This window comes from Pseudoalteromonas sp. APC 3893 (assembly GCF_030408095.1).
GTDB lineage: Bacteria > Pseudomonadota > Gammaproteobacteria > Enterobacterales > Alteromonadaceae > Pseudoalteromonas.
On record NZ_JASDCD010000024.1, the window covers coordinates 39,173 to 58,064 of the forward strand.

Genomic DNA, 18,892 nt, shown 5'->3' on the forward strand with positions numbered 1-18,892 from the left:
CTCACTAATGATCAAAAAAATGCTTGCTTCAAAAGTAATTCCCCACCGTAGTATTCCTATACTACCCTTTTGCCTAGCTTGCGTGATTAACTGGGCAAGTAGTAAATCTAAATTTAACTAACATGTCTATGTAAGGAGCAACAAATGGCTAAAGTACTTATGCTCACCGGTGATTTTGTAGAAGACTATGAAAACATGGTGCCATTTCAGGCATTGCTCGCAATGGGTCACGAGGTTGATGCTGTCTGCCCTGATAAAAAAGCGGGTGATACTATCGCAACGTCTATTCATGATTTTGAAGGCGACCAAACCTATATACCCAAGCCACCTCAAGATGCAGAATTCAGCGTTTCACAGGGGCTTAATATCAAGGCGTTACTTTGCAGGAATGGCACTCCCTTTTAAGAAGTAACAACGATGAGAGTAAGTTCCTGTGAAGCGCCCAGAGGGTTGGTTTAAAAGCGATTTATACTGCGTTATTGATTTTAACAATAGAACCACTATTACTTGCAATCAATGCCTTGCCTATATCGCTTTTAATTCCAACTGAAACTCGCATCTTGAGGTGGTTTGGGTATACAAAAAACGTGGTCATAACTTTGCGCTCAATGCGACATTTGCTGATATTAATGCAGCAGATTACGACGCTCTATATTTACCCGGTGGCCGTGCCCCTGAATATTTACGCCTAAACGCAAAAGTGATCGAAATAATTCAACACTTTGCCAAAACCGATAAACCCATCGCGTCTATTTGCCACGGTCCACAGTTACTTACAGCAGCCGGGGTCATTGAAGGTAAAAAAGTATCTGCCTATCCTGCATGCCAGCCTGAAGTAAAAATGGCCGGTGCAGAATATGTTGAATTACCTATGGATGGCGCAATTACCGATGTTAAATTAGTGACTGCCCCAGCTTGGCCTGCGCATCCTGCCATGCTTAAGCAATTTGTGGCATTATTATAATCTAAATCGCAGCCTCAAGAGGTAACCTATGTGCCAACTATTTATCAATGCCGACAGCCAATTATGGACTTGCCGTACTAAATCTTTGCGCATTGATGGGGTGGTTACCTCCATTCGTCTCGAGGAATTTTTTTGGGATATTTTAGAAGAAGTCGCGTTTCGCGATCAGATGAGCGTTAATCAAATGATCACTAAACTCTATCTTGAATCCCTTGATGCTGATCATGATATTGGCAACTTCACCTCATTTTTACGGGTCTGCTGCTCACGTTATTTATCGCTGGTCGCAGACGGAGATCTAGCCAGAGAAGATAACCAAGCCCTCAATGACGTAGATGCTCAAAGTGTGCTTGAACAAGAACAACTTCGCACAGCTCTACGTAAAAGCCGCTTTGGTGTTGATACATCAAAGTCATCTATCAACTAATTTTGTTTGGAAATAGCCATAGCGGTTAATGTCAAAACCAGCAAAGGCCGTTAGTTATCTAACCCCTGCATCCATAACGTTACCAACTGCTGAGCAGAAATACCTAAAGCTGGCGCCTCATTATTATGCGCTTTGCTAGTAAAAATTTGCTGCGCGACTTGCCGACCAACTAATTGAGAGGTTGAGGCTTTATCTATACGTTGTTGATAAAACGTCGTTAAAGCGAGCTCTAAATCATCATGCTTTTCTAAAACCCGAACAAGATGCCAAGCATCTTCCAACGCCTGACACGCCCCCTGGCCTGAAGTAGGTAAAGGAGCATGAGCCGCATCGCCAATAATAAGCACGTTGTCTTGGTGCCAATATGGCAAACGGTCAATATCGTGTACAAAAATTAACTTGAGTGACTCTTTATCATAAGATTTAAGTACCTGTTGCACTGCATCTGGCCAAGTTGAAAAGCGCTGATGCATTTGCTCATACCAATCACAGAGCGGCCGTGTTTTATCAATATCTGCACTCCACCCTGCGGCCCAATAATAAAGATCAGCTGTAATAGGTACAATACCAAAGCGCTCGCCAGCTGCACGAAAATCATGGATCACATTATCTAAAGTGCCCTGCTTTAACTTGCTAATCGCAATAATATTAATAAACCCCTGATACTGAGGAGCCACTTTTTCAGCATATAAGAATTGCCTTACCACAGAATTCATTCGCCCATCTGCACCCACCACTAAATCAAAATCTTGTTTTAGTTGAGCAATCTCTGATACGGTTATTGCGCTGTTAAAATGTATGTTTCCCCCTAAATCAGCTAATGTGCGGTCCAACACACTCATAAGATCACGGCGCAAAATACTGACACTAGAAAAGCCACTCAGTGTATTTATTTTCGCAATATCAAATTCATTTTGCACTGCGCCATACTGATCGAACTGACGCATATTCATAGGCATACCACCGAGTGCTTGGATCTGTTCATGCACACCCATTTGTTGTAACACAAACATTGCATTAGGCCATAATGTGACCCCCGCACCAATCGTCGAGATTTTACTATCGCGCTCAAATAAGCTCACCTGATACCCTTTTTGTGTAGCAAGAATAGCCAGCGCTATACCACCGATACCCGCACCCACAATAGCAATTCGTTTACCGTTCATATTATTTACCTCAAAAATTAACTGAATAACCATTATCACAAAGTCATTTTTTAAGATAAATTAGTAATAATTGCGTTATTAATCCCATATTTTGAGTTAATGAATGATAGATAAAATCGAACTGCAATGGTTAATCAGTTTTCAATGCGTTTATGAACAATTGAGCTTTAAACTCGCTGCCGAGCAATTGCAATTACCTACATCGAATGTCAGCCGTCATGTCGCGTTATTAGAGAAGCAGCTTAATTTAAGATTATTACAACGTACCACCCGAAAAATGGTGGCAACCACAGCGGGTAAACAGCTTTACCAATCTATCACCCCACTGACACAAGCGATGGATGACTCGCTAGAAGAGCTATCTTTGCAAGGCGAGTCTCTTACTGGGCACCTTAAAATCATCATGCCTGATCTGCCTTTTTTAGCCGAAATAATGGTCGAGTTTTGTTTTTTGCACCCACAAATACAACTAAGTTGTGATACACAATTAAACCCTAGTGAAGGGTTGCTAGAAGGGTTTGATATAGTGCTACGCTTTGGCCGCGGACCTTTAGATGATTCAGGCTGGATCGCTAAAGAGCTGCTGCGCTGGCCCAGTTGCATTGTTGGCGCACCACAATTAATCAACAATATACCTGTACCGCGCTCGTTAGATGAGTTAACTAAAGTCCCCTGTATTACGAGTTTATCTGTACTGCAGGGCATGCCCTGGCGCTTTAAACAGCAGCAAACAGCGCACGTAAAATCAAACTTTAAAGTAAACAGTGGCAATATGGCCAAAGCCGCTGCACTTAAAGGATTAGGCTATGCAATTTTGCCCATTCATGCATGCCAAGAACATATAGACAACGGTTCATTGATCAACATTAAACTCGACCATGAGCCAGAAGATCTGGTGCTATATGCATTCTATGCAGGCAGAAAATACCCGCTCGAGAAGGTGAAAGTTTTTTTAGAATTTTTAAAGTCTAAATGCGCAACACTGCAATAAAGTTACGTGCTGTACACACAAGCTAAACACGGAAGTATAAAAACAACCTTGGTATATTTTGGATCCCACAACAAAAGTAATTGATAATTATTTGCATTTAATTATGCGTTACCATATAGTTCGCATGCACCTAATTTATAAACCACCTCAGGTTTACTCTAATCAATTCTTAACAAGGAGTTAAAATGAAAAGCATCGCTACACCTCTTACATTATTTTTATTGCTTAGCGCAAGTAATCTACAAGCACATGAAATTTGGTTAGAAAAGCATAACAATACGCATGTTAAACTATTTTTAGGTGAGCCAGGAGAGCCGGAATCTGGTGATAAAATTGCAGGTCTAAAAAATACAAAAATCTATATTAATGAAAAAGAAGCCTCCTTTCCTATCACACAACACGCAACTCACTGGAGCGCAAATGTTGCTCATAATGGCGATATACTTGCTACAGTTGATGACTTATGGCAGCCATGGGATCTCGAAGAAGTACCTACATGGCAATTCTGGAGATCGCCTAAACAGCAAGCCGCTAAGTTATATGCAAAGGCGGGGCGAAGTAATACGCAAAGTAAAGTAGAATTTGAGTTTGTGCCTATAGAGCCACAGAGCAACACTTTTACCCTAACCTATAAAAACGCCCCTGTTGTTGAACATGATGTAACCGTTTTAACGCCAAGTAAAGCTCAAATAAAAATGACAACCAACAAAGACGGTCAAATCACAGTAAAAACCGAGCAAGCTGGTTTATATGTCGTATCAAGTGATTACCCTGTGAGCGGTGAAGCCGTGATTGCTGGCAATAAAGTTGATAGCACTTACAATATTACTAGTGTGACATTCCAAGCAAATTAATAATAAATGACCCCCTATCAAGCCTGAGTTACTTTATGTAAGTACAGGCTTGAGCATCAGCTGCCTGTGCTCAATCTGTAGATATTCGGCTCATACAGTGTCATTAATTTACATTGGGCGGCGGGGCTTGATTACGTATAAACGCGGGTATATCAAAAATATCTGAGGCTTGAGGTTGAGTGATCATCGCTTCGGGCTTTTTTAATTCGCTATCTGCAGCTTTATCGTGCTGCTCAACAACCATCTTTGCGCTCGCACCTGTCGCTATGATCAACAATTCATAATTGCTGGCTAAATTCTCGATTTTAGACACTCCGCAAATCACCAGCGCATTTGGGCTTACTTGTTGGCGTACCGTGTCGGTGATGAGGTTATAACTGCCCAATGAAATCTCCTCTTTACAATTAACTTGCACAATAACGCCCGAGCTAGATGACATATCCACTTGATTAACCAAGGGATTATTAAGGGCACTGTCAAGTGCAGTGGTAAATTCATCTTCGCTATCACATTTGCCCACACCTAAAACAGCATCGCCTTGGCAATCCATGATTTTAGCAAAGTCGTTTAAATCAACGTTTATCAAACCTTGATAGCACAGCATATCGATCAATGACTTAATTAGTGAGTGGAGTATTTGGTTTGAGTGTTTAAATGCGTCAAACAAGCCTACATCATTGCCTAAAACCTCAATAAGTTGATCATTGGGTAAAGTGATCACCGCATTGGCATACTCTTTTAGAGTGTTCAACCCTGCTTGTGCAACGTTTGATCTAAACTGCCCTTCACTGCTAAAAGGTAGCGTTGCAACAAATATCACAGGCTTATTTTGTTCATGAGCAAGCTCTGCGATATAAGGACTGGCGCCGGTACCAGTACCACCACCAAGCCCTGTTGCGCACAACAAAATATCGCAGTTATTTATTAATGCTAACAGTTGATCTTTGCTTTCTTGCGCCGCTTGTAAACCAACCTCAGGATCGGCACCAGCGCCATAACCATGTGTCAGTTCAGCGCCAATCAGCACGGCATCATCACTTTGAGTATGTTCGAGCACTACTTTATCGGTATTAACACTAAATAACTTTGCTTGTTTACTCTCGCGCTGCTCATAAATACTATTTAACGTATTACAGCCACAACCTCCAATGCCAAATACACCAATAGATAAACCATCTTGCTGCTCAATTAATTGAAACATAACTACTCCTTAACTTTTAAAGGAGCATAACAAACCGGTGCGTCAAAAATTGACGCATCCAAACTAATTAGCGTTATTGATAGTTACTAGCAGCCGCTTTAAGTTTTGTGATGATTCTTTTCCTGATTTGCTCAGGCTTTATGACTTCAAGCCAATGAGCACATTTAAATAGCTCATCGGTCAATTGTTCGGTATCAATAGTTTGGTAGGTAAGTAATACATTTTTTTCATCGATACTTTGCTTATCAATCAATTCGCCAAGTTCAACAAAACCTTGATTAACCGCTGAGTGGCTGGGTACTTTCACAACTAACTCAATCTCTGATTGCTTCATACCTTTATTAATCGCACTACGTAACGATTTCAATTGCTCAATGCTTGGCTCTCGTCGTGTTTTTTGCAAAATGTGCACATTGCGAATACGATAAATCGGCATCTGGTAGCACTTATCGTGAAGCGAGCCCACCATAAAGTGCGCCATCAACACGCCGCCTTGCTCAACTAAGTTATAAAAGCTTAATTCAGCAAACTTTAACCAATGCGCCTCATCGTAAAGTACTCTATAAAGCTCAGTGCTCACTGCACGCTTATGCTTAATCGCATGCTCAATTTGCGCAACTAATTTGCTATCAATATTCACTTTTAACGAAGGCTTAGGCAGAGTTGAAAGCCAGTCAGGCACATGCCCATTAAAACGTTTAAGCGCCTGCTCTGCTTTAATATGTACCGACTGTTTAACATCGCTCGGTACAGATTGCGGTAGTAATTGCTCTAGCAGCAAATAATGCTCTGCAACTTCGGTACTCATTACTCTTGAGTTGCTACTTCGCCACTGCGCATTGATAGACCAGCCATACGGTTTACTTCGCGTGTCTTTTTCAAGGCCAAAACAACCTTGATCGTAGAGTGATTGCAAGTCACGTTGAAGCATGCGGATTGAAAGCTCAAAGCCTTGAGTTGAAAGCTTAATTTTCAGCTCTGAAGTTGAGCGACGTAACGGCCTAACAGGTATACAATTTAAGATTGCTTCATATCGTGCAACTTTCATTGTGAAGTCTGTATGTTAAACACTTATGCTGAAGACACTTATTAATAACTTTTCGTGCTCATCAAACCCATATGGCTGCACATCTTCTAATAAGCTATATCTAACACTAACTTTTGCTTTACCTTCTAGCTGTGTACTAAGGTAATCTAATCTCTTGTCTATTAAATCACTTGCTTTTGTACTTTTTAGGGTTTCTTTGAGGCGCCGGACACTAACGATATAGCCCGTTTGTAAACGCTTAGATCCATGTTCGGCATCTGCCAAAGTATAAATCCTCTTTGCCTCTTTCAACAATTCCTTTTGGCTAATGGAGCGTTTAACTTCGATAACATGCCTTATTCTTTTTGATTTACGACTGATTATTGCTATGTCAAATTTACCACCTATTCTTAAATCTTGATCGTTGCTGGTTTCGATAAGCCCAAAAGTCCCTAATACTTCTCGAACTGGTATCTCTAATCTATAGCCAAGATTTGGAAATTTATCACATAACGCATTTACTATACTCACATTAAGAAAATACTCTGGCATTTGTCTGTATGTGACCCCCGTTAATTGATGCGCTTTTTCTAGACTATCTTGAATTGAGTCTAAAATTGTATCCTGGACTTGTATCTTAGTTGCTTTAGTCATTACTGCTCCTTTGAATTGATTTTTTAAAATATCACTACGCCACATTGAGTTACACAAATACAAGCTTAAAAAGTTGTTACCAAAATCAGGCCTAGCTGTTTGTAGACCAGTTTTAATGCCTTCTAGGCAAGCTCCCGTCAGAGCTTTTTCTATTGCAGCCTCTAATGCTTGCTCGTTTTTTCACTATTATGCATCCTTTTAATGCTGGATTTTATTTTTATCGTTAATAAAATCTTGCAATAACTCAGCTTCAATTTCTTCAATACTGGGTAAGTTTGGCTTTAAATTGTCTGGTAAAGATTGAGTTAATTGGTATTCAGATACACCAATTGGCTTATTTATATCGCTTAATGCATACTCTGCGACTAAACTATCTTTGTTTTTACACAATAAAATACCAATCGTAGGTTCATCGTTTGGTCCGCGTAACTGCTCGTCTACGGCTTTAATATAAAAATTGAGTTTACCGGCATGTTCTGGTTCAAAATCAGTGATTTTTAACTCAATAACTACATGGCAGTGTAAGCGGGTGTGATAAAACAACAAATCTAAATAAAAGTCTCGCTTACCTACTTTTATCGGTACTTGTTTGCCCATATACGCAAAACCTGCGCCTAACTCCATTAAAAAATGGGTGACATGCTTAACTAAACTTTGTTCTAAATCACGCTCAGAGTACTCTGTAGTTAGCGTTAAAAAATCAAAAACATAAGGGTCTTTTAATGACTGTTGCGCTAAATCTGATTGCATTGGTGGCAAGGTATGTTCAAAATTATTTACCGCTTTCCCTTCTCGCTGGTATAAACCGCTTTCTATCTGGTGAGTAAGTACCGCTCGACTCCAGCCATGAACGTTGACTCCTTTTACGTAATACAAAGCTTCTTCTAAGTTTGCACACTTATTAATAATTACTTGATTATGCCCCCAAGGAATCGTAATAATTTGCGCAACAGCCTGTTGCGCAATTACCTCGTTTTGACTCCAGTAACTGTACCACTGGCGAATAAGTTCTAAATTACGACGAGAAAAACCTTTAACATCAGGGAATTCAGCCATTAAGTCTTGGCTTAATTGAGTAAGAAAACCCTCTCCCCAGTTAGTCATGTGTTGCCTTTGAACAATATTACTTCCTAGGTGCCAATAAAATTGCAATAGTTCACTGTTTACTTTAACAACAGCTTTTAACTGCGATTGGCGAAATTGTCGCTTAAGTTCAAGCACCCAATTTTTATAATCTTGGTCTAATGTGACTTTACTCATCAATGCTCCTTTTCACCATAATGCATTGCTAACGTACTCAACATTTCTTTTTGATGCTGTTTTATTTGCTCTTTTTGCCAATCATTTTGTTCTTTCAACAGTTTAAACATAGCCTTTAACTTTAAAGAGTCATACTGAGGCTTGGCTTCAAAATCGACTAACTTCTTCTTAACTGCTTGGTTGCTATATGACGAGTTTTCACCAGGGCTTAATAAAACTAAATTACCAAATGCATCTAAGAAGTCTCTCTCCAACATATTTTGGTACTCCTCATGTTGTGGATATACGTGCTCAACAGAGTTTTTAGAGGTAATACGATATTTCATGAATTTTTCTAATTCTGAATTACTTAAACTAGATTTAGAGTCATCAATTTGTTTCCAAAGTAAATACTCAAGCTTTTGAAACCAGTAATGCTCAAAGCTAGTTCCATTTGCTTCATCAAAGTATTTTACTTGTTCAATCCAGCTAGTTCGCGGTGGCTTTTTGGATTTTGCTTGTTTGAAGCTTGCGTCTTTTTGAGAACATAAAGCTAATGACATTCGGTTGTCTATTCTCTCCAGTAACCTAAGAGCTTTCCCCCCCCTTTTGGCACTTACTTTATTTTTAATTAACTCAGCAATAAATGGTGTAATCCAATACTGTGCGCTTCTTTCACCCGTGAAGTTACGAACACTTTGTAATAAGGTCAACGCATTAACCTGTTTAGGTGAACGATTAATATATTGCTTACCTTTAGATAGGCTTGCTGATTGAGAGGTCAACCCTAAATGAGCCTCTGGAGAGTCGTCTCGCTCGACCCACTTAACAACCCACGCATCGAATTGATAACGAACCTGCCACAGCATTTCAATGAAAGCTTTAACGGTTGTTTCATCTGAATAAATAAGCGGATTAAAAATTTCCAGCAATCGATCACTGTGCAGCCTTGGTTCAATATCTAATTCATCGTTTATCGCTAAATAAACGCGATAAGCATGAATTAAAAATAAAGGAAACTTTATAATTGAGCGGCAATAAGTTGTTTCTACATCTAAGTCATAAGTTTCAAAAACCTGTTGTTTTACGCTATCTGGTGCTTTACCGCTTGCTAGCATTTGGCTTAATTCATCGATACTAAAACCATTTTCGTCATCACTTTGCTGTTGTGGTTCTGGGTGAGAGAAAACTTTTTTATCAAACACAGCTAAATTATCGGGTTCAATACTATCCCAATCTGCATCTGGGAATACTTTACGCACATTGCGCTCAAAATAATTTTCCATGTGCTCACAAGCTACCCACATAGCATCATATTGAGCTTTATCCGATTTAATATGTTTAAATAATTTCGCTTTTAAAATATCGGATTGCTCTAACTGAACACCTGCGGTATTCATAGTGGCAAACAAACGGTTTAAATCCATTTTCGCTGGCACTATGTTGTTTACCCATTGCACATTGCTATAGAAATACTCTGCTAATTTCTCGGCTTCATTTTTGTCAAGCGCAGGTGTTTCTATATGCTCCCTTAATACCTTTAAAGCAATTCCTATTTGTTTAAGGTATTCATTATTATCAATAACTTCCTGCGATGGTCTTTCATAACCTTTAAGTCCAGCAAGCCCACCTAATAACTGTTGTACCTGATCACGAATAGCAAACTGTAGTCGAGGCATAGCCTTATCAGTTTCAGTCATATAAACCGCTAACTCATTAAGGTTTGATTTAACGCCAGCGGCTTTAAACGCTATGGCAATTAACATTAATGTGGTCGTGCGTTGCTGCCCATCAATTAACTCATAAACTAAACCCGTGTTGCTTTGTAATTTAGAAGAAAGTACGGTGCCAATAAAGTAATGCTTATCTTCTTTTTTTTCTGACAAGTGGTAACGCTCACAAGCAGTTTTAATATCAGTAAATAGTAATAATACGTCATCATCAGACCACACATAAGGTCGTTGATAACTAGGTATTGAAAACTGGTAGCCACCATTGAAAACCTTTTCTAAAGTGAGTAATTCAGTTTGTACTGATAGCCTATCCAAAATTACTTTCTCCCTAATAAATTAATATGTTGGCTAAAACGATTACCAAACTCTTGAGCGTATTCAGCTTTAGTTACATCACGCTCAACGCTCAACGCAAAAGCACTAATCACTTTATTTATAAAGTTTTGTTTAGTGCTCGACTTTTGTTTTGTAGGTGACTTTTCGGCGTCTATAATGCCATCAGGATTTACATTGAGTTCAAACTGGTCAAATAAATCAAAACACTGCGTTGAGGTATAGCTTTTCGCTATCCAATCTAACATTGGCGTTTCTTTTAAAAATGCGGGAATTGACTTTTCTTTAACGGCAACTTGGTTCGATACTCTTCGAGAATAAACCACTCTAAAAAACTTTTTTGCTGCAATTTCTAACTGCTGCTGTCCAAACTGGCTGATATAAAGTAATAAGCTAGCATCAAATAGCTGCTTTAAATAAGCACAACCATCAAGTTTGCAAACAAGCTTATGATAGAATTCGTCAAACGCAAAAAGCGCTTCATCGTCATGATTTTTTAGTAAGTATTTCTGCCTTAATGCTTGAAAATACTCAAGGTAACGAATGGTATTGGCACCGCTATTGAGTGGTTGGCGTAATTCGTATCCTACTTGTGGTTGCATTAACGCTTCGCCACCATTATCTAAATACGTTCTGGTAACTCGCCCGAAAGCCACATCATCTCCCGTTGCACTAGGAGAGAACTCATCAACAACAGCATCAACTAAAAGACGTTCTTGTTGATGAAACGGCATGGTTTTTCTTGTCGGGTCTTTTAAGTCTTTTCGTAAATTTAAGTATTCCCAATACCGTCCACGTAACAGCAGTTTTATGATGGGGTTAATATCATTCAAGCTTTCCCATAACTCGGCATAATGGCGAGTTTTATTAGGCATGCTTTTATCTATTACATTTAAATGGTGCGCCTTTATAATATCAGGGCCTTTTAAGCGCACACCACCGGTATTTTGTGTTTCAAAAAAACGATAAGCTTCATCTTCAGAATTTGTCACCACTAAAGTAATATGAATAGCTGAAAAATCAATTTCGTTAAGCTGTAAATTTTTACTCGCTAGCCAAGCTAAGTTATGTTTAATTTGTTGTTGACTTTCTGGCGCTTTATAGCGAAGTGATAGTCTTTTAAATTCTTCTGTTAGGTAGGCAATTAATGCCATGGTTGTTAAGCGTTGCTGACCGTCAATAATGTTTAACTTGCTTCCTTGCTGATGCAAAATAATACTACCCAAATAAAACGGACAGCTCCCATCACTAGAGCGGTTACGCTCATCAACTTGATAGTCTTTAAAATCTTGTAATAGCCGTTGTATTTGTACCTCAGTCCAGCGATAAGGTCGTTGATATTCTGGTATGGTTAACTCGCCATGAATTTCAGTTTTATTAGCACTGATAAAACCTTTTTTACTGAACAGCTGCGCTAAAGTACAACTTGCAACTTCAACTGACATACCACCTCCTCATAGTTAAAACAAATTACCATATAAGAAACAACCTTATCGTCTACGATCACTATTTATTTAAAACACTCAGGAAAATACTCTCGCAATAGCTTCATCATATTGCGTTTTTGTTTAAAGTCCTTAATGAGAGCGGCAATCATGTCATACAATAGCGTGCAGTCAGCGTTGGTGTCTTTTAAGTTTTTTTCTATTTTAATTAATAGATTAGTTGCTTCACGATAAGCATCATTGTTGGTTTTTCCAATGATGTTGCGAAGTGATTTGTGATACAAGTCAATCGACTCTTGTGGATATTGCGCCATAATTAAACCAGCCAACGTTATCAATTGGCTCGACTTAACCTCATGCTTTGCAGCTAATGAGCGTGCTTTTTCTATTTCATTTTGATCAATATAAAAATCCAGTAACTCACTCGGATAATTAGTAAAGCGATAAGCACCTTGGTTTGATTTAGCCGCTTTATCTGACAAAGAAAGTAATAATTGATCTACCTTTTGCGTAAACTCAGCGTCAATGATGCCGGTTTTTAGTTGTAGCGTTTGTAAATCTTTAAAGCCATTAAAACTTGGGTTATCAACAAATAACTGCCACGCTATTGCCCATGCGGCCTTAAATTCTGATAACTCAAGGCGAAGTGCTATTTCATCACGTTTACATGCAAGCAGTTCGTGCGGTTTGTGTGCACGTTGATACGCTTGCTTTAAATAATACTCGGCATCTAATAAGTCATTACGCGCTTTGCAAAGCGCAGCTATTTTTAAATAATCATCTGAATCATGGGCTGTTAGTTTAATTAAACGCAGTTGCTCTTGCCAATCATCCTGTTCTTGCGCTTGGTCTATCAATACCGATGTAAGGCGTGTAAGTGCACTTTTTTGCTTCCAGTCATCAAAATCAACGCCTGTTTGCAGGCGCTTTTCCACTGCCGTTGCACACTGTGATAAAAACAAGGTATTTACACTTGGCGTTATATTAAAGTCATGCGGCACACTCGGGAATACATCGTATTTATAATCTGCAAAGTGCTCAAAAATCCACTGCGCTTTTTGCTCATCAGGCCAAGATAATTGATTAAATAGCTCGCTCAAGTTTTGGTTAAGCTGCCCCTCTATTTCATAGCGAAAGCCGCCCGAGTCATCTATACCCTCAAGCACATCATTTAAACGTACCAAGGCTTTAAGGTTTAGCTGCCATTGCTGCTCTACAGGCAGTTTTGCTATTGCTGGAAATATCAATTCAAACAGCGAGTCTGCATCTGCAAAATAGCCACTCACTTCATTCCAATCCCACACTTGCTCTTCAGGCAACGCTTTGGTGATAAGTTTACTTAGCTCCCATACACCCAGTGCTTGTTTATCGTTTGACATCATCATTAACCACTTGTCGTATTCATGCTCTGACTCGTCTAAAAAATCCATGATAATATTGGTCAGTTCATCGCTGGGTTTATCTAAAAACCACGTGATGAGTTCACTGCGCTCATTGTCTTGCGCTGTTTCATCATTTGCATCTGCATCAGCGAGTTCAGCTGCGGATAAACTGTTTACTTTGAGCGCAACGGCAATGGCGTGTTTGCATATTTCTTGATAATCGGCCGCAGGGCAGGTGCAGCTTGCTAAACATTGCCCAGCTGCGTCATTTTCTAAAGTGACTTTGTATTTAAACTGCCCCGCCACGCTTGCCATGATCTGGTGATCAATAATAAGCAAATTACTCACATGGTTTGACGCAAACAAGCCATAACCAAGATCGTACGTTTTGCTTGATGCGCGTTGTTGTATATTATTTAAATCAAACATGGTAATTTTTAAAGCCTCTTAACATATCAAATATCACTCGCTGAAAGTGTTGGTTTCTTACAGGATCTGACAGTAGCTGCATCATTTGTTCTTGGTGTGCGTCACCACTGCCCAATATGGCGTCGTCCATTGCCTGCGGAAAATCACCTAGCATAGCTTGCTCTGGACTGTTGTTGGCGATCTGGCTCATTACAGAGGCGTTTTCGCTGAGTTTATCGCGTACTGTAAATGCATAGTTAAGCATGTCTTTATCTGTTAGGTTATCAGTAATAAATACTTCATTAAGCTTGTCGATTATTTGCGATAAAAACGCCTCTTTTTTATCTTTCGCTTTAGCGCTGCCCACATCATTACTTGGCTCTAGCTTGTAATCAGGATCACCTTCTTTTAGCTGTATATCTTGCTGACGTATTTTTGATAGCCGGTAATGGCTCATTACTACGTTGTCTAAATCAAGTTCATCTTCTGTTACTACTTTTTCACGTAACAGTGGCCGTAAATGGCGGGCGAATAAGCTTAGCTTTTCAAGCTCTTTGTCGTCGTATTCCACCAGCTGCGACATAAACTCATAAAAGCGGGTAAAGCTGCCTAAATCCTTTTTGAATATTTCTAGGCGGTCTTTTTCTTGTTTGCACTCTTTAAAGCTTGTTTCTGCGTTAGCTATTAATACTGCGTCTTCTGTTTTTTTGGTGCGCTCAAACATTTCTTTGGCTTTTATATACGCCTCAATTGCAGATGCATAACGCTTTTGCCAACGCTCTTTAGCTGGGTGAATAATATTGCTGATTGCCGCGTTTGATTTATTTTTAGTGAAAAAGGCTGCACAAAACTGCTCAACCTCAGTCCATAAAAATATGCCGCTAGCACGCAGCTTTTCAAATAAATCAAAAACAATCTGAGGGTCAGTAACATCAGCAAGCTCTGCTGTTTGGTAGTAAGGCTGAAATGCCTCGAGTATGTCTTCTGGGGCATTAAAAAAGTCCAGTACAAACGTGCCTGTTTGCGCTTTACTTGGGTAAGTACGATTCAATCGTGACAGAGTTTGTACACACTCAACGCCGCCTAGCTTTTTATCTACGTACATAGCGCATAGCTTTGGTTGGTCGAACCCTGTTTGAAACTTATTAGCCACTAGCATTACTTGGTAATCATCACTATCAAAGGCTTTGCGCATATCGCGGCCTTTAAGATCAGGGTTCATATTTTTTTCAGTAAACTTTTTATCTAAAAATGCAGCGCTATCAGGATCGCTTTTAGTAAATTCAACTTCGCCTGAAAATGCCACCATAGCGCGTATTGTCGAATAACCTGTTTTTTGCTCTGCTAGGGCTTCAGCTACATATTTATCAAATGCTAACTTATAACGTACAGCCTCTTTACGTGAGCCAGTTACTACCATTGCTTTAGCTTGTCCGCCTAATAAACCCATTACGTTATCTTTAAAGTGTTCAATAATCACTTTAACTTTTTGCGATATATTATGGTCGTGTAAGCGCACCCATTGGTTAAGCTTTACCGCTGCTTTTTTACTATCAACCTCTTCATCTGCCGCCTCTATTTTTTGAGCAAGTTGATACATCACCTTATAGTTAGTGTAATTTTTAAGTACATCTAATATAAAGCCTTCCTCTATTGCTTGGCGCATTGAATATATGTGATACGCCACTGGCTTATTTTGTTTTGATGGAGGTAACTCTGGGTTAGGTAATCGACCAAACAGCTCTATTGTTTTTGCTTTAGGTGTGGCAGTAAACGCATAGTAGTTAAGGTTTGCACTACCACGGCGGGCTGCAACGGTTGCATCGAGTATATCCTCTGAAGATAACTCAACATTATCGTCAGTCTCTTCAGTCATCAGCACTTCTTTTAACTGTCGAGCAGTAGAGCCGCTTTGTGATGAATGAGCTTCATCGGCAATAACCGCATAGCTGCGCTCTTTTAAGCTAGTACTGTTCTCTATAGCACGTAATACAAACGGGAAGGTTTGAATGGTTACAATAATAATAGGCTGAGCGTTTTCAAGTGCGCTGGCGAGCTTCTCTGATTTAGAGCCATCACCTTCTTTATTATTAATACGCCCTACCACACCGTCTGCATGCTCAAACTGATAAATAGTATCTTGCAGCTGATCATCAAGTACTGTTCTATCTGTTACAACAATCACTGAATGAAATTGTTTATTACCTCGCTCATCATACAAGGTAGAAAGCTGGTGGGCTGTCCATGCAATAGAGTTTGATTTACCAGAGCCCGCACTGTGTTGCACTAAATACTTATTACCTGTGCCCTCTTCTATTGCCGCATCAATCAGCTTACTTACTACATCCCACTGGTGATAGCGCGGAAAAATAAGCGTTTCTTTTTTGTATTTACGCCCTTCCCAATCTTCCTTGTCTTCTATTTGTAAGTGTACAAAGCTGCCTAAAATGTTAAGCAGGTTTTTAGGCACTAATACTTCATTCCACAAGTAATCGGTTGCATAACGGCTAGTATCTTCAGGTACATCATTACCTGCACCACCTTCGCTTGTACCTTTGTTAAAGGGTAAAAAGAAGGTGTCATCTCCTGCAAGCTTAGTAGTCATGTACACTTCATACTGGCTTACAGCAAAGTGGACTAATGCACCACGCTTAAAGGTAAGTAGTGGCTCTGGTTTTTTAGTCGCAGGGTCTTTAGGTAAGCGGGTTTGTTTGTATTGCTTAATTGCATTTTCAACCGCTTGTTTAAATTCTGATTTAAGCTCTAGGGTTGATACGGGCAAGCCGTTTACAAACAACACTAAATCTATACGCCAACTTTTGGCTTTGCTGCCTGTTGCAGCTAAGTGCTCAGCATTGGCATACGGGCTATACACCAACTCTTGCACTATGCGGCAGGTGTTTTGCTCATAACGCGCTAGGGTTTCGGGGTTTAGATTATGCTCTGGTTTAAATTGGCACAGCTCAAAACGCGCATTACGAATTTTTAAACCATGGCGTAATACACCTAATACACCATAGGTGCGTGAGGCTTTATCGGTGGCATTTATATCGGCTTTTTTAATTTGTGCCACCAGCGCGTCTAAAAAGTGGCGCTCAGGGTCATTGGGGAACACCTTACACAGCTTTTGCCACTCTTTAGGTTGGGTGTTTTTAACAAAGGTCAGTGCATCTTGCTCATACAAAGCGGTTTCGCAGTTATAGCCAGCACCTGTGCCTTCAACCCAGCCATTGGCTACCATTTGGTTGATGATGTCGTGTTGAAAAATCCGTTCTTGGGTTACATCATTCATCGCTCGTCCTTATTATTATTCTTATTTTGTTATTTGTCTTGCGCTAAGCGTTGTTTGGCTGCTTCAGCTGCATGATGAAGTTTTGCTTTAAGCACATCCATCGGCGGTAATACCGTAAGATATTCTGCAACATGAATACCTGATTTATCGAGTTCGAGTAACTCTATTTGTTCTTGCTTTTTGCTGCTACATAAAATAATACCTAATGGTGGCAGTTCATCGGCTTCTTGTTCATATTTAGCCAACCAGCGCAGATAAAGCTCCATTTGGCTTTTATGGCCATGCTTAAATTTCTCAGTTTTTAAGTCGATAGCAACCAAACGTTTAAGCTTGCGGTTATAAAATAGCAAGTCGATATAAAAATCGTCTTCATCAATTTGAATGCGCTTTTGTCGTGCAATAAAAGTAAATCCTGCGCCTAACTCTAATAAAAAATGCTCGATGTCTCGTAAAATGGCATCTTCAAGATTTTTTTCTAAGTAGCGGTCATTGAGATCAAGAAAATCCAGCAGGTAAGGATCTTTTAACAATAAGCTTTCATTTACTTTGCCTTGCTCACGCAGCGCTGATAATTCAGCATTCACGGTTTCATCGGGCTTTTTTGAAATAGCAGTACGCTCAAACAACATAGCGCCAATACGCTCATCTAAGGTGCGAGTTGACCAGCGTTCGGTTATTGCCATTTGGCTGTAAAAGTCACGCTTGAGTGGTTCATCAATATAAATCAGGGTTTTAATGTGCGTCCAGCTTAATTGTCTCCGCAGTGCAGAGACAATTTTCTCATCAATAAAATGCTCCGCAAACTTCATACAATGACGAAGTTGCTGGGGACTCCAACCTCGGCCAAATTGCATTGTGAGTTGTTTGGCCAAATTACTCACCACCTGCTTGCCGTAACCGGCACGCTCACCGCCCAAAATAGCTTGATTGATACGCTGCCCTACATGCCAATACAACAGCGTCAACTCACTATTTACCGCCACCGCAGCGCGCAGTTTGGCGCTGTGAATTAGGCTTGCAACGTCTGCGATTAGCATAGGTTCAATAGCTGGCTGTTGAGTTGTCATATATCACCTTCCACTTTTAATGTTAACTACTGGGCTTATCTTGCAGTTGCTTTAGCGCATTAGCTAAGTCTAAATCAACCTTTGATGGCTGGGCATCAATTACTCTGCGGTACTTATCGTATTCTTGTTTAGCTTTTTCAGTAGCCTGCGCCTGTGAAATATTGCCAGCATGGTTAAGCACTTCATAGTCACTTAGCCGTAAAAAGTCATCGAGCTTGCTTGCCCAGTCTGCCATTTTCATTAGTTTACCGTTACGCGCTTGAAGTTCTGCAAATTCTAAGTAGGAGTTAACCAGTCTATTCAAGGTATCGAGCTCTTGCTCATTTAAATAATTTTTGCCTGTAACCACCTCTTTGCGGGTTGGCTCTGCGGCCGCAAAGCTGGTTAAACCTAAATGGGGTTTGTCGGCATCAATACATTTAAACACAAGCTCTGCCGCAGTATTACCATGGGCAGCCCAATGCATTTTGTTTTGCACTTTAGCAAAAAAGTCGACACTGGTTTGTGCTTTGCCGTCGTAATCAATGCTGGTGGCGTAAATATCGCATACCTTGCGCCAAAATATCTTCTCTGATGAGCGTATATACCCGTGATCAATGAAGGTGCTTGATTTTTACAGTAATGAGGATCATGATACCCACATGAAAAAAATTGAATTGACCACAGAGCAAAAAATAGATCTTGAAGCCCTTCACGACGCAAGCCGTGA

Annotated in this window: 14 protein-coding genes and 2 pseudogenes; 5 read left to right on the plus strand and 11 right to left on the minus strand. The window is 39.9% G+C overall.

From position 1 onward, the window contains the following. Window positions 1-144: 144 nt before the first annotated feature. From QMA12_RS18980 to QMA12_RS18990, 3 genes and pseudogenes are all read left to right on the plus strand, one after another. Window positions 145-327, plus strand: a pseudogene (locus tag QMA12_RS18980) (DJ-1/PfpI family protein); the annotation flags it as partial. A 253-nt stretch (window positions 328-580) separates the two neighbouring features. Continuing rightward, window positions 581-964 (plus strand): annotated as a pseudogene (locus tag QMA12_RS18985) (DJ-1/PfpI/YhbO family deglycase/protease); the annotation flags it as partial. A gap of 28 nt (window positions 965-992) precedes the next feature. Then, window positions 993-1,391, plus strand: a complete 399-nt coding sequence (locus QMA12_RS18990) for a ribbon-helix-helix domain-containing protein (RefSeq protein WP_290211069.1) — start codon at window positions 993-995, stop codon at window positions 1,389-1,391. 50 nt (window positions 1,392-1,441) lie between these two features. Here the strand turns inward: QMA12_RS18990 and QMA12_RS18995 are convergent, their stop codons facing one another. After that, the gene (locus tag QMA12_RS18995; RefSeq protein WP_290211070.1) at window positions 1,442-2,557 is read right to left on the minus strand and encodes an FAD-dependent monooxygenase; all 1,116 of its coding nucleotides are present in this window, start codon (window positions 2,555-2,557) and stop codon (window positions 1,442-1,444) included. Window positions 2,558-2,660: 103 nt separating this feature from the next. Here QMA12_RS18995 and QMA12_RS19000 point away from each other — a divergent pair, with 103 nt between their 5' ends. Both QMA12_RS19000 and QMA12_RS19005 read left to right on the plus strand, forming a co-directional pair. Then, the gene (locus tag QMA12_RS19000; protein WP_290211071.1) at window positions 2,661-3,548 is read left to right on the plus strand and encodes a LysR family transcriptional regulator; all 888 of its coding nucleotides are present in this window, start codon (window positions 2,661-2,663) and stop codon (window positions 3,546-3,548) included. Window positions 3,549-3,733: 185 nt separating this feature from the next. Further along, window positions 3,734-4,402, plus strand: coding sequence for a hypothetical protein (locus QMA12_RS19005; protein WP_290211072.1), 669 nt, complete (start codon window positions 3,734-3,736; stop codon window positions 4,400-4,402). A gap of 103 nt (window positions 4,403-4,505) precedes the next feature. On the opposite strand, the gene QMA12_RS19010 is transcribed toward QMA12_RS19005, so the two are convergent. From QMA12_RS19010 to rhuM, 10 genes are all read right to left on the minus strand, one after another. Beyond that, window positions 4,506-5,603, minus strand: coding sequence for a cell division protein FtsZ (locus tag QMA12_RS19010; RefSeq protein ID WP_290211073.1), 1,098 nt, complete (start codon window positions 5,601-5,603; stop codon window positions 4,506-4,508). 73 nt (window positions 5,604-5,676) lie between these two features. Then, window positions 5,677-6,651 carry a WYL domain-containing protein gene (locus tag QMA12_RS19015; RefSeq protein ID WP_290211074.1) on the minus strand — a complete coding sequence of 325 codons (975 nt, stop codon included), beginning with the start codon at window positions 6,649-6,651 and terminating at the stop codon, window positions 5,677-5,679. Between the two features lie 15 nt (window positions 6,652-6,666). Beyond that, the gene (locus tag QMA12_RS19020) at window positions 6,667-7,284 is read right to left on the minus strand and encodes a hypothetical protein (RefSeq protein ID WP_290211075.1); all 618 of its coding nucleotides are present in this window, start codon (window positions 7,282-7,284) and stop codon (window positions 6,667-6,669) included. 198 nt (window positions 7,285-7,482) lie between these two features. Continuing rightward, entirely contained in the window at window positions 7,483-8,544 is a 1,062-nt protein-coding gene (locus tag QMA12_RS19025) for a PDDEXK nuclease domain-containing protein (RefSeq protein ID WP_290211076.1), read from the minus strand. Next, window positions 8,544-10,571 carry a DUF262 domain-containing HNH endonuclease family protein gene (locus QMA12_RS19030; protein ID WP_290211077.1) on the minus strand — a complete coding sequence of 676 codons (2,028 nt, stop codon included), beginning with the start codon at window positions 10,569-10,571 and terminating at the stop codon, window positions 8,544-8,546. The genes QMA12_RS19025 and QMA12_RS19030 overlap by 1 nt, the downstream gene beginning before the upstream one ends. A 2-nt stretch (window positions 10,572-10,573) precedes the next feature. Further along, window positions 10,574-12,034 (minus strand): DUF262 domain-containing protein, encoded by a 1,461-nt coding sequence (locus QMA12_RS19035; RefSeq protein ID WP_290211078.1) that lies wholly within the window; start codon window positions 12,032-12,034, stop codon window positions 10,574-10,576. Between the two features lie 65 nt (window positions 12,035-12,099). Continuing rightward, on the minus strand, window positions 12,100-13,845 hold the full coding sequence (locus QMA12_RS19040) for an SWIM zinc finger family protein (RefSeq protein ID WP_290211079.1): 1,746 nt from the start codon (window positions 13,843-13,845) through the stop codon (window positions 12,100-12,102). Beyond that, on the minus strand, window positions 13,838-17,116 hold the full coding sequence (locus tag QMA12_RS19045) for a DEAD/DEAH box helicase family protein (protein WP_290211080.1): 3,279 nt from the start codon (window positions 17,114-17,116) through the stop codon (window positions 13,838-13,840). The genes QMA12_RS19040 and QMA12_RS19045 overlap by 8 nt, the downstream gene beginning before the upstream one ends. Window positions 17,117-17,145: 29 nt before the next feature. Continuing rightward, the gene (locus QMA12_RS19050; protein ID WP_290211081.1) at window positions 17,146-18,183 is read right to left on the minus strand and encodes a PDDEXK nuclease domain-containing protein; all 1,038 of its coding nucleotides are present in this window, start codon (window positions 18,181-18,183) and stop codon (window positions 17,146-17,148) included. A gap of 22 nt (window positions 18,184-18,205) precedes the next feature. Further along, window positions 18,206-18,781, minus strand: coding sequence for a RhuM family protein (gene rhuM, locus QMA12_RS19055; protein WP_356948031.1), 576 nt, complete (start codon window positions 18,779-18,781; stop codon window positions 18,206-18,208). Window positions 18,782-18,892: the final 111 nt, after the last annotated feature.

Coding starts and splice junctions, on each gene's coding strand:
- QMA12_RS19045 (WP_290211080.1), bottom strand. CDS start 17,116: ATGAATGATGTAACCCAAGAACGGATTTTTCAACACGACATCATCAAC.
- QMA12_RS19020 (WP_290211075.1), bottom strand. CDS start 7,284: ATGACTAAAGCAACTAAGATACAAGTCCAGGATACAATTTTAGACTCA.
- QMA12_RS19015 (WP_290211074.1), bottom strand. CDS start 6,651: ATGAAAGTTGCACGATATGAAGCAATCTTAAATTGTATACCTGTTAGG.
- QMA12_RS19050 (WP_290211081.1), bottom strand. CDS start 18,183: ATGACAACTCAACAGCCAGCTATTGAACCTATGCTAATCGCAGACGTT.
- QMA12_RS19000 (WP_290211071.1), top strand. CDS start 2,661: ATGATAGATAAAATCGAACTGCAATGGTTAATCAGTTTTCAATGCGTT.
- QMA12_RS18990 (WP_290211069.1), top strand. CDS start 993: ATGTGCCAACTATTTATCAATGCCGACAGCCAATTATGGACTTGCCGT.
- QMA12_RS19040 (WP_290211079.1), bottom strand. CDS start 13,845: ATGTTTGATTTAAATAATATACAACAACGCGCATCAAGCAAAACGTAC.
- QMA12_RS19005 (WP_290211072.1), top strand. CDS start 3,734: ATGAAAAGCATCGCTACACCTCTTACATTATTTTTATTGCTTAGCGCA.
- QMA12_RS19035 (WP_290211078.1), bottom strand. CDS start 12,034: ATGTCAGTTGAAGTTGCAAGTTGTACTTTAGCGCAGCTGTTCAGTAAA.
- QMA12_RS19010 (WP_290211073.1), bottom strand. CDS start 5,603: ATGTTTCAATTAATTGAGCAGCAAGATGGTTTATCTATTGGTGTATTT.
- QMA12_RS18995 (WP_290211070.1), bottom strand. CDS start 2,557: ATGAACGGTAAACGAATTGCTATTGTGGGTGCGGGTATCGGTGGTATA.
- QMA12_RS19025 (WP_290211076.1), bottom strand. CDS start 8,544: ATGAGTAAAGTCACATTAGACCAAGATTATAAAAATTGGGTGCTTGAA.